Raw genomic sequence first — 14336 nt, 5'->3', positions numbered from 1 at the left:
ACGAGGTCTCCAGGAGCAGCCATGTACGCCCCCGGTCATCCGCCGACGCCGCCGCGCCGGGTTCCCAGCCGGGCCTGGATCGTCTCGGTGCGCGTGCTGTTCGTCGTGCTCACGGTGTGCTCGTTCGGCATGCTGCTGTGGAGCCCGCTGCTCCGTCTCGCGATCGTGCGCCGCCGGACGTCCGACTGGTGGCTGGCCGGGGCCGGTTTCGTGTTCGTCCTCGTGTCCCTGATGATCATCGGCAGGGACGGCAGCGATGAGCCCGTCGGCATCGACAACGTGCTCATACCGCTGCTGTTGCTGGTGATGGTGGCCGCTGTGGCGTACTACCTGGTCGGGGACATCCGGCACCACGAACAGCTCACGGAGCGAGACCTCATGGGCGGGTACGCGCCCCCGGCACCGGGATACCCGTACGCGACCACGATGCCGATGCGCACGCCCGCCCCCGCCCCCACGGCCACGCACGCGCCCGCCCCCACGGCCACGCACGCGCCCGCCCCCACGGCCACGCACGCACCTGTCCCCGCCCCCGCGCCCGCTCCCACGGATGCGCCCACGCCCGCCGCCGCTCCCGCGGAAGCGCCCACGCCCACGCCAGCCGCCACTCCCGCGGACGCGCCGACGCCGCGGCCCCCGACCCCGGCCCAGGCGCCGCACCGGCACCAGCGGATCGACCAGGTCCGGGCCGAGCTGGACGAGTTGAGCGACTACCTCCGCAAGGAGGAGGGCCGGTGAGCGGACGACTCATCGGCGGGCGGTACCAGCTGGCGACCGTGCTCGGCCAGGGCGGCATGGGCCAGGTCTGGACGGCCTACGACCAGCGTCTGGACCGCCGGGTCGCGGTGAAGCTGCTCCGCCCCGACCGCGTCACGGGCCCCATCGACAGCGAGGCCGCGGGCGAGCTGCGCCGCCGCTTCGTCCGCGAGTGCCGGGTCACCGCCCAGGTCGACCACCCGGGCCTGGTCTCGGTCCACGACGCGGGCAGCGAGGGCGACGAGCTGTTCCTCGTCATGCAGTACGTCGAGGGTGCCGACCTCGCCGACCATCTCGCCGAGCACGACCCGTACCCCTGGCAGTGGTCCGTCGCGGTCGCCGCCCAGCTCTGCGCCGTCCTCTGCGCGGTGCACGCGGTGCCGATCGTCCACCGCGACCTCAAGCCCCGCAATGTGATGGTCCGTCCCGACGGCACGGTCACCGTTCTGGACCTGGGCGTCGCCTCGGTCCTGGACACCGACACCACGCGTCTCACCCACACGGGTTCACCGATCGGCTCCCCGGCCTACATGGCGCCCGAACAGGCCATGGGCGGCGCCGTCGGTCCGTACACCGATCTGTACGCCCTCGGCGTGCTCCTCCACGAACTCCTCAGCGGGGACGTGCCGTTCGCGGGTTCGACCGCTCTAGGTGTGCTGCACCGCCACCTCCACGAGCCGCCGCTCCCGGTCCGCCGGGTCCGGCCCGACATCCCCGAACCCCTCGAAGCCCTGGTGCTGCGGCTGTTGGCCAAGGATCCGCAGCACCGCCCGGCCAACGCCCAGGAGGTGTACGAACACCTCGCCCCGCTGCTCCCCTCACCAGGCACCGCGGTCCCCACGGGCCCGCTCGACCCGACGCGTCCCTTCCTGCGCCCGCACGCCCCGTGGCCCGACCGCGCCACCGCCCCGGACCGGCCCTCGGCCCCACCCGCCCAGGCGACGGACCGGCGCGATGTCGCCGCCGCCGTGGACGACGTCAAGAAGCTGCTCGGCGAGGGCCGGATCACCCAGGCCGTGGACATCCTCGGCTCCATCCTCCCGGTCGCGGCCGAACAGCACGGTGCGGACTCCGCCGTCGTCCGCATCCTGCGCAAGCAGTACGCGGCGACGCTGATGGACGACGGCCAGTACCGCCGCGCCCTGCCCGAGCTGCGCCGCCTCGCCGAGGACCGCGCGGCGGAGGCGGGCCCGGCCGACGCCCAGACACTCCAGTTCCGCTACGACGCGGCCCAGTGCCTGGAACAGCTCGGCGAACCGGCCGCCGCGCTCGCGGAGTACCGCGCGGTCCTCCCGTACTACGAGAACCATCACGCCACGGGCGGCGACCCGGCCCGCTCCTTCGAGATCCGCAACCGCGTCGCACACCTGCTGCTCGCGGTCGGCGACCAGGTGGCGGCGCGCGTGCAGTTGCAGGGGCTGCTGTACGACACGGAGCGGGCCTACGGACCGCACCATCCGCTGCCGGTGGAGCTGCGCCGCCGGCTCGACCGGCAGGCCGAGATGCGGGGCGGCTGACGCGCGGCGGAGGCCCGACGGTCACGATCAGGCGGTCAAATGGGTAATGGACACGCCAAGTTTCCGCAATGGATTGCCACGGAGATCGCTGCCGGGGTCGAAGACCGGCCGCGGCGTGAGACCGTGATCTGCCGCCGGGGCGGCTGACGACCCGCCTGCCCCGTCGGCCTCACACTTCTTTCGAGCACTGCCGAGGTCTCTGTGCCTTCTCACCGCATGTCCAGGAAGCGCCGCCGTATCTCCCTGGCCCTGGCAGGCGTCGCCGTTCTCGCCGGTGGCGCGTTCGTCGCCCAGGCCGCCACCGCCACCACGGTCTCCAGGCCCGCTCCGAAGATCTACACCGGCCATGTCTTCGACACCTGCACCGCACCGTCGCTGACCACCATGAAGGGCTGGTACAGCTCCTCCGTCTACCACGGAGCCGCCGTGTACGTCGGCGGGAAGAACCGCGGCTGCGCACAGCCCAACCTCACCGCCTCCTGGGTGAAGTCCGTCAGTGCCACCGGATGGAAGCTGGTCCCGCTGTACGTCGGCGCGCAGCCGCCGTGCCAGACGAGCGCCAACCCGGAGAAGATGACCGCCGCCAACGCCACCTCGCTCGGCGTCACCGACGCCAACGACGCGGTGGCGAAGGAGGCCGCGCTCGGCATGAAGCCGGGCAGCCCGGTCTACCTCGACATGGAGTACTTCGACCCGAAGAACACCTCCTGCGTGAACACGGTGCTCGCCTACATCCGGTCGTTCGACAAGACGGTAAAGGCCAAGGGGTACTGGTCCGGCTTCTACGGCTTCAGCAACTCCAGCGCCGCCGTCGTCGCCGACGCCACGAACTGCACGGACCTGCCGGAGATCCTCTGGTACGCCCGCTACGACGACGTGTACTCCACCACCAAGGGTTTCCCGTACGCCTCGACGCTGTACACCGGGCACCGCCGCGGCCACCAGTACGCCGTCAACAAGAAGGTGACGCACACCGGAGGCACGCTCACGATCGACCGGAACGCCTGGGACGCCCCGGTCGCGATCGTGGGCTGAGGTGTCTCGTCCGGATCAGGGGCCGATTCGTCCGGAGCACTCCCGCGGGCCGGGGCGGTCGTTGATGATGTCCGGGTGACCGACCGCATCAGCGCTCTGCTTTCGGCCTTCGGCGTCCTTGTCGGCACGTCGTTGCTCGTCCTTGCCGTTCGTGAGTACCGCTCCGGGGCATCAGTCCTCTGGATCGGGGTCGGAGCCGCGATCTTCCTCGGCACCGTGCACACGCTCGTGCGGGACGTGCGACGGCTCCGTGCAGGGGCATCGGCCTGACGAGCGGCACCGGTTCCGGCCGGGCCCTTGGGCCGACACGCGTCGCACGGGCCATCCGGCGCAGCACCGCGTCGTTCTCCAGCGGACTGGCCCCGAACACGTGCCCGCGCTCGCGAGCCGGTGAACCCTTCCGGTCGCAGCACCAGTGACCCGAGTCGGAGATTCCTTGGCGGTCACGCCCGTGGCGGGCCGTCCGGGAACAGAGGCGGGCCGTCCGGGAACAGAATCGACTGGTCCGCCGGTCCCGGCGGCCGGTACCCTCCGCCCGTGATCGAGGATGTGGCAGAGACTGTGGCCGGGCGTGCCGGCGAGGAACCCGAGGGCGGGGAGGCAGGATCGCCCCGGGAGGTCTGCCGGCGGGGCAGGGACGTCGCCTTCGCGCCGCTCGACGTCGACGACGTGGAGCTGGTCCACGCCTGGCGCGCCGACCCCGTGGCCGCCCATGAGGTCGGCATGTGGCCGCGTTCTCTCTCTGCCGTGCGCGAGCGCATCGACCGCGACCGCGACGAGCACGACCGCGACGACTTCCTCGTCCTGCTCCCCGACGGCACGCCGATCGGCCACATCGCCCTGACGGACCAGGACATGGTCGACGGCACGGCCGAGATCACGCTGGTACTGGACCCCGGCCACCGGGGCCGGGGCCATGGCGTGGACGCCGTGGACGCACTGGTCGACCTCGCCTTCGGTGAACTGCCCATGCACCGCGTCCAGGCAGTCACCCATACCACCAACACCGCGGCCCTCGGCGTGCTGGCCGGGGCCGGGTTCGTCCAGGAGGGGGTGCGCCGCTCCGCCTGCCTGCACCGGGGCCGCCGGTACGACGTCGCGGTGCTGGCCCTGCTCCGGGACGAATGGCAGGCGCTCGCCCGACCCCGGTCCTGGGACGTGCCGGTCACCGGCCGGTGACCTGAGCCAGGGATTCCTCGGTGGTTCACTCCTGGGCGGCGTGCTCTTCGCTGCTCCGCCCTTTGACTCCACGGTCCGGGACCCGCAGGGCGGATCTCTGATCCGAACGAGCGGGCGGCCGGCTCCCGGGGCCCGCCCCTCGCCTTCGCCGCCACGCCCCCCACACCCCGGCCACCGCCAGGGCGAGCGCCGCGCCCGCGCCGATCACCGCGCCCGCCCGCAGGCCGGGGGGCCGGAACGCGCAGTCGACAAAGGCTCCGCGGGCGGGGACCGGGGTGGCGACCAGACCCAGGTAGCTGTCGGCGGGCCGCCCCTGGCAGCTCCAGCCGGCGATCCGGGGCGCGGCGATCACGACCGTTCCGGTGCTGCCGGGCGGCAGTTCGGCGCGTATGCCGTCGGCGGCGACATGGACGGCGGTCGCTCCCGTCCGCTCCAGCCCGGCGACCGCCGAGGCCAGCCGGGCCCGGTCCAGGCAGCCGATCGCCTCGTGCGGCACGGTCCCTTGGCGTACGGCGGTGAGTGTGACCACCACCAGCGCGCTTCCGCCCGCCGTACCCAGCCGCTCCATCGCGGCGCGCCGGGCCGGCAACTGCCCCTTGAACTCGACCTCCGGGCCCTTGCCGAGCCGTGCCGAGCCGAACAGGTCGGGAGCCCACAGATACGCCTGCGAGCCCGCCGGGCATCGGGCGGTCAGCGTGTAGGTACCGCGCCCCACCCGGTAGTCGTACGCGCCCCGGTCCGCCACCGCGCCGCCCCTCGCCGCGCGCAGCACCGCCTTCGGCACCGTGTACACCGTCGAGCCCAGCAGTGCCTCCTGGTTGCGGTACGGCGACCGGCCGTACGGTACCGGGCCGCCCGGCGGCCGTACCGTCACCAGGGGCGGCGCCTGTTCACGGCTCACCGTCACCGGCCGGTCGTCCGGGGCGTTCCACACCTGATGGGGATCGCGCGGCCCGCGCACCCGCGCACCCACCGAGAAGATCGCGTCCGTGACGGGGTTGTCGAGGCTCTGCACGGCCCGGCCGCCCGACGTCCACCCGCCGCCCAGCGCACGGAGCGTGCGGGTCAGCACGGCGGGCGTGTGACTGCTGTAGTACGCCGCGCCCTGACCGCCCACCAGCAGCGGATCGTTCGCCGTGGTCTGTTCCCGGCCGGGGTCGGTGCGATGGCGCGGCCAGTCGTCGGCGCCCGCGACCGCCGCCGCCTGTACGCGCTGCCGCTCGCCCCAGGGCGCGTAATGGTCGAGCCGGTTCAGCTTCTGCCGGTCGGCGAAGGCGGTGGTCGCCGCGGCCTGCCCGGCCTGCGCGCCGATCAGCAGCGTGGCGGCGAGCACCGCGAACCTCCGGCCGCGCCCGACCAGCACGAGTGCGACCGCCGCCGCCACCAGACCGGCGGCGAACAGCGGATACGTCCACCGGGCGACCAGGCCGCTGAAGCCGGCCCCGGCCGCGATCAGCACCAGCACCGTGCCCCCGCCCAGCAGCGCCCGCCACCCCGGCCAGTCGTACGAGACCGACACCCACGCGGCGATCACCACCAGCCCGGCCAGCACGAACGTCTGCCGGTACGGACTGCCGTTGGGGGTGGCGAAGGCATGCCAGAGCAGATGCGTCGGCCCCCACTGCAACGACAGCGCCACCCCCGCCACCAGCCCCGCCCACGCCCCCCGCTCGCGCCGGGGCACGGACCGCTGGAAGGCCAGCGCACAGGCCAGGAGCAGGGTGCCCGTGCCGAGGAAGAGGGCCGGGGTGAAGAAGCTGTACGTGCCGGGCAGCAGCCGGGCGAGCACATCGGGCCAGGCGGCGGGCGCGAACGCGCGGTCCCAGCCCGGGTAGGCGTGCTTCGTCCCCAGGTAGACGGGGATCAGGACGGGCGCCGCCAGTCCGACCCCCACCCCGACCGTGCAGACCGCCCGCGCCAGTCCCCGTACCACCGCCCGCCGGTCGTCCCGCTCCGTGAAGAGCCGCACCGCCAGCACCAGCGCGGCACCGAGCGTCGCCATGTAGGCCGTGTAGAAGTTGGCCGCCCACACCACCGCGACGAGCAACGGCGCGGCGATGCGGTGCCGTCCCGTCCTGGCCCACTCGGCGGCCAGACAGAGCAGCGGCAGCGCGACCAGTCCGTCCAGCCACATCGGGTTGTACGAGGCCTCGACGACCGACCAGCCGCACAGTGCGTACGAACCGCCCAGCACCCCCGCCGCCCACCAGCGCCCAGCGCGCAGCGTCAGCAGCAGCAGGGCCATGAGCGCCGCGGCCGACGCCATCTTCAGGACCGTCACCACATAGACCGCGAGATCGATCCGGTCGCGCGGAAAGACTCCGACGAGCAGGGCGAACGGGCTGGTCAGATAGGTGCCGAGATCCGGCAGGAAGCTGGTTCCGTACCCGGACGACCAGTTGAGCAGGATGCCGCCGTCCGCGTTCCCGTGCAGCAGGTCCCACAGCCGGGAGTGGAACGGCACGAACTGATTGCCGAGGTCGTTGACGCTCCGGGTGCGCGGTCCGAACGGAAAGCTCCGCGCCCAGGCGTCACCCGCGCAGACGGCGGCGACGGTGAGCAGCGCGGCGAGCGAACCCGCGTACGAACGGAGGCGGAAAGTCGGCATACGCAGGAATATGCCAGCCTCGAACGGATAAACCGCGGCCGGAGTAAGGCAATTCACTTGATGGACGCCCCTCAGTCATATGGAGCGTCAAATTCCGACACGTGCGCGGGTTGGTGTACATCCGTGCTGATCTCGCTGGTGGTGCCTTGTTTCAACGAGGAAGAGATCCTCGAACGCTTCCATGAACGTGTCACGGAAGAAATGACGCGGCTGGGGCATGAATTCCAACTGGTCTATGTCGACGACGGCAGCAAGGACCGGACCCTGGTGATCCTCCAGGAGCTGGCCGCCGCCGATCCTCGGGCCCGCTACGTCTCCTTCAGCCGCAACTTCGGCAAGGAGGCCGCCATGCTGGCCGGTCTCCAGCATGCCGAGGGCGACGCGGTCGTCATCATGGACGCCGACCTCCAGCACCCGCCGGAGCTCGTGGGCCGGATGCTCCAGGAGCACGCGGACGGCTACGACCAGGTGATCGCCCGCCGCACCCGCAAGGGCGACCGCGTCACCCGCACGGTCAGCGCCCGCGCCTACTACTGGCTGATCAACCGGCTGGTCGACGTGGAACTGGTCGACGGCGTCGGCGACTTCAGACTGCTGTCCCGCCGTACGGTCGACGCCGTCCTGGAACTCACCGAGTACAACCGGTTCTCCAAGGGCCTTTTCGCCTGGGTGGGATTCCGCACCACGACCTTCAGCTACGAGAATGCCGTCCGCGAACAGGGCCGTTCCGCCTGGACCTTCGGAAAGCTCCTCAATTACGGTCTCGACGGGCTTCTCTCCTTCAACAACAAACCGCTGCGCGCCGCGCTCTACCTGGGCATGCTGCTGCTGTCCGTCGCCCTCGCCTATGCCGCCTGGATCGTCGGCGTCGCGCTGGTGAGAGGGGTCGACACCCCCGGCTATGTCACCCTCCTCGTCGTGGTCACCGCCCTCGCCGGGGTCCAGATGGTGATGGTCGCAGTGGTCGGCGAGTACGTCGGCCGTATCTACTACGAGGTGAAGCGCCGCCCGCACTTCCTGGTGAAGGCCACGAACGCCGCGGCGACGACTGAGCCGATACGGGAACGCCAGGAGTTCGCACGCCGATGACGGTCAAGGCGCAGATGGCCCGATTCGCCCTGGTGGGTATCGTGAACACCGGTACGTACTACGGCTGTTACCTCGTCCTGCTGGGCCGGCTGCCGTACATCGCCGCCCATGTGGCCGCGTTCGCGCTGAGCATGACCGGCTCCTTCTTCCTGAACTCGTACTTCACCTACCGGACCCGGCCGACCTGGCGGAAATTCCTGCTCTTCCCGCTCACCAACGCCGCCAACTTCGTCATCACGACGGGCGGCGTCTATCTGCTGGTCGACCTCTCCGGGTTCAGCAGCCGGTACGCGCCACTGGTCGCGGCCGCGGCGGCCATCCCGATCACCTTCGTCGTCTCGCGCACGATCATGCTGCGCCCGGACCGCGGCGTCCCGGCGGCCGAACGCGTCTCCTGAGGCCGCCGAGCGCCCCGGGCAGGGCCCCGGAGAGGGACCACATCCCCAACTCCTTCCGAATCGTTGGTCGAACCAGTGGCCCCAACCACATCCACTGCCTAACATCGATCAACGCAAGGTCTTGTGCACTGATGCACAAACTCTCCCCGGGAGGTTTCCTTTGCACCGCCGCCGTCGCACCGCGCTCGTCGTCTCCGCCGCCCTGCTCGCCGGCGCCCCACTCCTGACCGCTTGCGGCAGCCAGGCCCACCCGGGCGCCGCGGCCCTCGTCGGAGGGGACCGGATCGAGGTGTCCACGCTGCAGGGCCAGGTGGCGGCGGTACGCGAGGCCCAGCGTGATTCGAAGGACGCCTCCCAGCTCATCGACAAGTCCGGGCAGCTCAGCCGGGCCAAACTGCACGGCATGATCTTCGACCGGGTCCTCGACCGGGCCGCGCGGGACGCCGGCGTGACCGTCAGTCGCAACGAGATCCAGCAGATGCGCAGCGCGGCCGCCGCCCAGTCCGGGGGAGAGGCACAGCTGCGGACGGCGATGCTCCAGCAGAGCTGGGTCGCCCCCGACCAGATCGACGCCGTCCTGCGCGAGCAGGTCCAGCTGACGAAGCTGGCCCAGGCGCTCGGCGCCGACCTGCAGCAGCCCGCGGGGCAGAAGGCCGTCGGTGACGCGCTGAGCAAGGCGTCGAAGGCGCTGAAGGTCGACGTGAATCCGCGGTACGGCGCCTGGGACGACAAGCAGACCCAGCTCGCCAACTACAAGGCCCCCTGGATCACCCAGGTCACCAAGGAAGCCGAGGCGGGTGCCGAGTCCGGCGCCTGACGATGGCGACCGGAGCGACCGGGGTAGATTCGAACGGTGAACGCTGAAGCCCCCGGCCGTATCGTCCTGCTCACCGCCAGCCACCGCGTCGCGCCCGGTCTTCTGTCCTGGCCCGCCTGGCAGACGCTGCACGCCGCCGACCGGGTGCTCTGCGCCGAGCCGGACAATCCGCAGCTGCCGTATCTGCGCGAGGCGGGCGTCACCGTCGAGCACTCGGGGCCCACCGCGCAGGAGCTCGTCGACGCCTGCGCGGGCGGCCGGAGCGTCGTCGTCCTGACGAGCGGCGAAGGCAGCCCGTCGCTGACCGACGGGCTCGCGAGGCTCGCGGGATCGGGTCGGGTGCGGATGCCGGACCTGGAGCTGCTGCCCGGTTCGTACGATCTGCCGGGGGCCAGGTTCCTCGATCTGGTCCAGATCATGGACCGGATCCGGATCGAGTGCCCCTGGACCTCGCAGAAGACCCACAAGGGCCTCGCCAAGTACGCCATCGAGGAGGCGTATGAACTCGTCGAGGCGATCGAGGACGGCGACCGCGACGAGCTGCGCGAGGAGCTCGGGGACGTGCTGCTCCAGGTCGTCCTCCACGCCCGGATCGCCGAGGACGGGGAGGAACCGTTCTCCGTCGACGACGTGGCCGCGACCCTCGTCGAGAAGCTGATCCACCGCCACCCGCACGTCTTCGGCGACGAGACCGCCGAGACCCCCCAGGACGTGCACGCGCACTGGCTGCGGACCAAGGCCACCGAGAAGCGGCGCGACTCGGTCACCGACGGAGTGCCGCTCGGCCAGCCCGGCCTGGCGCTGGCCGCGAAACTGGCCGGCCGGGTCCGTACCGCGGGGCTCGACGTGGCACTCCCCACGGGCGACGGCATCGGGTACGAGCTCCTCGCGCTCGCCGTGCGCGCCGAACAGGACGGCATCGACCCCGAGGCCGCGCTGAGGGCCGCGGGCCGCGCCTACCGGGACGCCATCCGAGCGGCGGAGGGCAACGGATAACGTCGGGGGGTGAACCACAGCCCCGCCGACCGCCCCGCCGATCTGCCCGCCGACGGCCCCGCCGGTGATTTCGGTGACCGCCCCGCCGACGGCCCGGCGGACCACCCCGGCTCCCGCCCTGTCGACGGCCCCGCCGGTGACCCCGGCGATCACCCCGCCGTCTGCCCCGTCGGTGCGCCCGAACTCTTCACCTGGGAGTTCGCCACCGATCCGTATCCGGCCTACGCCTGGCTGCGCGAGCACAGCCCGGTGCACCGCACCGCGCTGCCCAGCGGCGTCGAGGCGTGGCTCGTGACCCGGTACGCGGACGCCCGGCAGGCGCTCGCCGACGGCCGGCTCTCCAAGAACCCGGCGCACCACGCCGAGCCGGCGCACGCCAAGGGGAAGACGGGCATCCCGGGCGAGCGCAAGGCGGAGCTGATGACGCATCTGCTGAACATCGACCCGCCCGACCACACCCGGCTGCGCCGTCTCGTCTCCAAGGCGTTCACCCCGCGACGGGTCGCCGAGTTCGCGCCCCGCGTGCAGGAACTGACGGACCGCCTCATCGACCGTTTCATCGCGGAGGGGGAGGCGGACCTCATCCACGACTTCGCGTTCCCGCTCCCCATCTACGCGATCTGCGATCTGCTCGGCGTGCCGCGCGAGGACCAGGACGACTTCCGGGACTGGGCGGGCATGATGATCCGCCACGGCGGCGGTCCGCGCGGCGGGGTGGCCAGGTCGGTGAAGAAGATGCGCGGCTATCTCGCCGAGCTGATCCACCGCAAGCGGGAGAACCCGGGGGGCGATCTGATCTCGGGGCTGATCCGGGCCAGCGACCACGGCGAGCACCTCACCGAGAACGAGGCCGCGGCCATGGCCTTCATCCTCCTCTTCGCCGGCTTCGAGACGACGGTCAATCTCATCGGCAACGGGGTGTACGCCCTGCTGCGCAACCCCGTGCAGCGTGAGCGGCTGCATCTCTCCCTCGATGCGGGGGAGAGCGAACTGCTGGAGACCGGCATCGAGGAACTGCTGCGCTACGACGGCCCGGTGGAGCTGGCGACCTGGCGGTTCGCCACCGAGCCTCTGACACTCGGCGGGCAGGACATCGCGGCCGGTGACCCCGTGCTCGTCGTGCTCGCCGCCGCCGACCGCGACCCGGAACGCTTCGAGAACCCCGACACGCTCGACCTCGCACGGCGTGACAATCAGCACCTCGGATACGGGCACGGCATCCACTACTGCCTGGGAGCACCACTCGCCCGGCTGGAGGGACAGACCGCGCTCTCCACGCTCCTGAGGCGCCTTCCGGACCTGCGGCTTGCGGTGGAACCTGCCGATTTGCGGTGGCGTGGCGGGCTCATCATGCGCGGACTGCGCACGTTGCCGGTGGAGTTCGAGCCGGGGGTCCCCACGACGCAAGGTGACACACTGTCAACTCTGTGACTTTCACGTGATCTGCGCTGCATCGACTTGTGACACGCGTTCGAGTCCCGCTAGGTTCACCGTTCGACTCACCAGTCACTCGTCAGTCACACGGAAGGCAACCCCATGGGCTCCGCGAACGGCAGACACCGTCGCCCTCGTCAGGCACCCGCCATCGTCGTCGCCGCGGGCGTGACCGGCTCGGCCATCGCCATCCCGCTGCTCGGCGCGGCCGGTGCGCACGCGGCCGACGCCACGACCTGGGACCGGGTGGCCGAGTGCGAGAGCGGCGGCATGTGGAGCGCCGACCTCGGCAATGGCTTCTACGGCGGCCTGCAGTTCTCGCCGGAGACCTGGAAGGCGTACGGCGGCGAGTCGTACGCCCCGCGTGCCGACCTCGCCAGCCGCGCGCAGCAGATAGCCGTGGCCCAGAAGGTCCTGGCCGACAAGGGTCCGGGGGCGTGGCCCAGCTGTGCGGTCATCTCCGGTCTCGCGGCGGACGGGGCGCTGCCGGGTGTCGACCCGGGGATCGCGCCCTCCGGCGAGCCGACGAGCGGTGCGGAGCCGGCTGACGGCGAGTCGGCCACCCCGTCCGATGCCGCCACGCCGTCGGACAGGGCTGGCGCCTCGGGTGCCCACGGCAAGTCGGCGGGCAGGAAGGGCCACTCCGCGAAGCCTTCGGCCACCGAGTCGGCCGCCCCGTCCTCGGGCCCGTCCGACGATGCGTCCGATTCACCCCGTACGTCCGACTCGTCCAATGGTGTGAGCGGCAAGCACCGCGGCGCCCCGGCGCCCGAAGGGAGCCCGGACGCGAACGGCGGCGTCGACCGCGAGTCGGGTCGCCATGCCTCCCGCGGTGGCGGCGACGCCCGCGACGCGGGCGCGGCGGCTGCCGACGGCGCGTACACCGTCCGTTCCGGCGACAACCTCTGGGCGATTGCTGACGCACAGAAGGTTCCCGGCGGCTGGCCCGCACTCTATGAGGCCAACAGGGGGACGGTCGGCTCCGACCCGGACCTCATCCTCCCTGGCCAGAGCCTCCGTCTCGACGTGAAGGCCGACTGAGGGCAGTCTGAAAATCGGCTAATAGAGCCTCAAAAATCGGGGTAGTTAGGGGACCTATGTCCACTTATGCGTAAGTGAGACATGGGTCTCTTTGCGTCAACTGGCGTGTCGCGCCCGGGGAGCCCTTCCGCATCGCCTCCGACCTGCGAAAACGACGGTTCCTCAGATGCAAGTAAGGGCTGATTGTCCGATGTGTCCATCGTTGAATGTGGGGGTTGCCTGTGTTTACGGTCGGAACCGCTCGCACCGCGGGCCCCGTCGACCGTCACGCCGAATCCTGCCGTCGGTCGAAGGGAACAGACGCGTAAAGCGCCGTAGGCAGGAGCGGGGGACCCAGGTAGGCGCCGGCCCGATCGCCGAAAGGTGGATCAGGGGCGGCTTGGGGTGAAGTCGCGTGCTAGGACGTGCGACCGGGCAACTCACTTGGCCCGAACCCGACAGCTCACCTCGTAGGCGTCGGTGAGGAGAAGTTCCATGCTGTTTTCCAGCAAGGGCAAGCACCGCCGCCCGTCCAAGGCCGTCCGTGTCGCCACGCTCGCCGGTGTCGCCGGTACCGCCGTCGCCGTCCCGCTGATGGGTGCGACCGGTGCCTCCGCAGCCTCCGTCGCGACCTGGGACGCCGTCGCGCAGTGCGAGTCCGGTGGCAACTGGTCCATCAACACCGGCAACGGCTACTACGGCGGGCTGCAGTTCTCGCAGTCCAGCTGGGCCGCCGCCGGCGGTACGCAGTACGCCCCCCGTGCCGACCTGGCCACCAAGGCTCAGCAGATCGCCACCGCCGAGAAGCTCCTCGCCATGCAGGGCCCGGGTGCCTGGGGCTGCGCCGGCGCCGGCAACCTGCGCAACGACGGTGTGGACCCGGGCGTCGACACCGGCTCCTCCTCGAAGACCAACTCCGGCGCCACGCAGCAGCAGAGCGCCCCGGCCGCGCCCGAGCGGCAGTCGCAGCCGGCCCAGCCGAAGAAGGCCGAGCGCACCGAGGCCCCCGCCACCAACCGCTCGGACCGCTCCACCGCCCCGCAGGCCGAGTCGAAGAAGACCGTCACCACCCCGACCGGCGAGAAGGTCGAGAAGGGCGACGGCGAGTACAAGGTCGTCTCCGGCGACTCCCTGAGCCGGATCGCCGCCGACCACAAGGTCAAGGGCGGCTGGCAGCACCTGTTCGAGCTGAACAAGGACATCGTCAAGGACGCCGACCTGATCTACCCGGGTCAGCAGCTGCACCTGACGAAGTAGTCCGGGGCCTCTCCTCCCTGAGCACCCCGGCCCGGCGCGCATTCCCCCGTACGCGCCGGGCCGGGGTTTCCGTGTGGCCCCCTGCTTCTGCGGGGCGCGTCACCTCTGTATGTGCGGCGGCTCCGTCCCGGCGGGGCGCGTCGTCCCCGTATCGCATCCCTGAGGGCGGGCCCGTATCGCGTCCGTACGGGCGGGGCCGGCCTGGGTCCCGGGGGCGGCCCCGGCGGTGC

At 71.5% G+C, this 14336-nt stretch carries 13 protein-coding genes and 1 riboswitch; of the genes, 12 read left to right on the top strand and 1 reads right to left on the bottom strand.

The window, feature by feature from the left end; translation table 11 throughout:
• The first annotated feature begins 21 nt into the window (after positions 1-21).
• From ACIOHC_RS10130 to ACIOHC_RS10110, 5 genes are all read left to right on the top strand, one after another.
• Positions 22-738, top strand: a complete 717-nt coding sequence (locus ACIOHC_RS10130) for a hypothetical protein (RefSeq protein WP_401842271.1) — start codon at positions 22-24, stop codon at positions 736-738.
• The gene (locus tag ACIOHC_RS10125; RefSeq protein WP_365692683.1) at positions 735-2273 is read left to right on the top strand and encodes a serine/threonine-protein kinase; all 1539 of its coding nucleotides are present in this window, start codon (positions 735-737) and stop codon (positions 2271-2273) included. Before ACIOHC_RS10130 ends, ACIOHC_RS10125 begins: the two co-directional genes overlap by 4 nt.
• A gap of 216 nt (positions 2274-2489) precedes the next feature.
• The gene (locus ACIOHC_RS10120) at positions 2490-3308 is read left to right on the top strand and encodes a glycoside hydrolase domain-containing protein (protein ID WP_401842268.1); all 819 of its coding nucleotides are present in this window, start codon (positions 2490-2492) and stop codon (positions 3306-3308) included.
• Positions 3309-3383: 75 nt separating this feature from the next.
• Entirely contained in the window at positions 3384-3578 is a 195-nt protein-coding gene (locus ACIOHC_RS10115; RefSeq protein ID WP_351076689.1) for a hypothetical protein, read from the top strand.
• A gap of 267 nt (positions 3579-3845) precedes the next feature.
• Positions 3846-4487, top strand: a complete 642-nt coding sequence (locus ACIOHC_RS10110; RefSeq protein ID WP_365692678.1) for a GNAT family protein — start codon at positions 3846-3848, stop codon at positions 4485-4487.
• A 25-nt stretch (positions 4488-4512) separates the two neighbouring features.
• On the opposite strand, the gene ACIOHC_RS10105 is transcribed toward ACIOHC_RS10110, so the two are convergent.
• Positions 4513-7095: a YfhO family protein gene (locus tag ACIOHC_RS10105; protein WP_401842264.1), complete on the bottom strand. Its 2583-nt coding sequence runs from the start codon at positions 7093-7095 to the stop codon at positions 4513-4515.
• A 123-nt stretch (positions 7096-7218) separates the two neighbouring features.
• Between ACIOHC_RS10105 and ACIOHC_RS10100 the strand changes: the two genes are divergently transcribed.
• From ACIOHC_RS10100 to ACIOHC_RS10070, 7 genes are all read left to right on the top strand, one after another.
• On the top strand, positions 7219-8184 hold the full coding sequence (locus ACIOHC_RS10100) for a glycosyltransferase family 2 protein (protein ID WP_351076698.1): 966 nt from the start codon (positions 7219-7221) through the stop codon (positions 8182-8184).
• A complete protein-coding gene (locus ACIOHC_RS10095) occupies positions 8181-8582 on the top strand; it encodes a GtrA family protein (protein ID WP_351076701.1) in 402 nt (133 codons plus the stop codon). Before ACIOHC_RS10100 ends, ACIOHC_RS10095 begins: the two co-directional genes overlap by 4 nt.
• A 160-nt stretch (positions 8583-8742) precedes the next feature.
• On the top strand, positions 8743-9399 hold the full coding sequence (locus ACIOHC_RS10090; RefSeq protein WP_351076703.1) for a SurA N-terminal domain-containing protein: 657 nt from the start codon (positions 8743-8745) through the stop codon (positions 9397-9399).
• A 36-nt stretch (positions 9400-9435) separates the two neighbouring features.
• The gene (locus ACIOHC_RS10085; RefSeq protein ID WP_365692670.1) at positions 9436-10395 is read left to right on the top strand and encodes a nucleoside triphosphate pyrophosphohydrolase; all 960 of its coding nucleotides are present in this window, start codon (positions 9436-9438) and stop codon (positions 10393-10395) included.
• Between the two features lie 42 nt (positions 10396-10437).
• Entirely contained in the window at positions 10438-11826 is a 1389-nt protein-coding gene (locus tag ACIOHC_RS10080) for a cytochrome P450 (protein WP_401842632.1), read from the top strand.
• Positions 11827-11931: 105 nt separating this feature from the next.
• Positions 11932-12870, top strand: coding sequence for a transglycosylase family protein (locus ACIOHC_RS10075; protein WP_401842260.1), 939 nt, complete (start codon positions 11932-11934; stop codon positions 12868-12870).
• Positions 12871-13170: 300 nt separating this feature from the next.
• Positions 13171-13341: riboswitch (cyclic di-AMP (ydaO/yuaA leader) on the top strand.
• A gap of 3 nt (positions 13342-13344) precedes the next feature.
• The gene (locus ACIOHC_RS10070; protein WP_351076711.1) at positions 13345-14106 is read left to right on the top strand and encodes a transglycosylase family protein; all 762 of its coding nucleotides are present in this window, start codon (positions 13345-13347) and stop codon (positions 14104-14106) included.
• Positions 14107-14336 lie beyond the last annotated feature (230 nt).

The organism is Streptomyces sp. NPDC088252, from assembly GCF_044740965.1.
In the GTDB taxonomy this organism is placed as follows: Bacteria; Actinomycetota; Actinomycetes; order Streptomycetales; family Streptomycetaceae; genus Streptomyces.
This window is presented reverse-complemented; position numbering and strand designations above follow the sequence as displayed.

Bases quoted from the DNA above. Each gene is read 5' to 3' on its own strand.
- ACIOHC_RS10130 (WP_401842271.1), top strand. From the start codon at position 22: ATGTACGCCCCCGGTCATCCGCCGACGCCGCCGCGCCGGGTTCCCAGC.
- ACIOHC_RS10070 (WP_351076711.1), top strand. From the start codon at position 13,345: ATGCTGTTTTCCAGCAAGGGCAAGCACCGCCGCCCGTCCAAGGCCGTC.
- ACIOHC_RS10120 (WP_401842268.1), top strand. From the start codon at position 2,490: ATGTCCAGGAAGCGCCGCCGTATCTCCCTGGCCCTGGCAGGCGTCGCC.
- ACIOHC_RS10095 (WP_351076701.1), top strand. From the start codon at position 8,181: ATGACGGTCAAGGCGCAGATGGCCCGATTCGCCCTGGTGGGTATCGTG.
- ACIOHC_RS10075 (WP_401842260.1), top strand. From the start codon at position 11,932: ATGGGCTCCGCGAACGGCAGACACCGTCGCCCTCGTCAGGCACCCGCC.
- ACIOHC_RS10105 (WP_401842264.1), bottom strand. From the start codon at position 7,095: ATGCCGACTTTCCGCCTCCGTTCGTACGCGGGTTCGCTCGCCGCGCTG.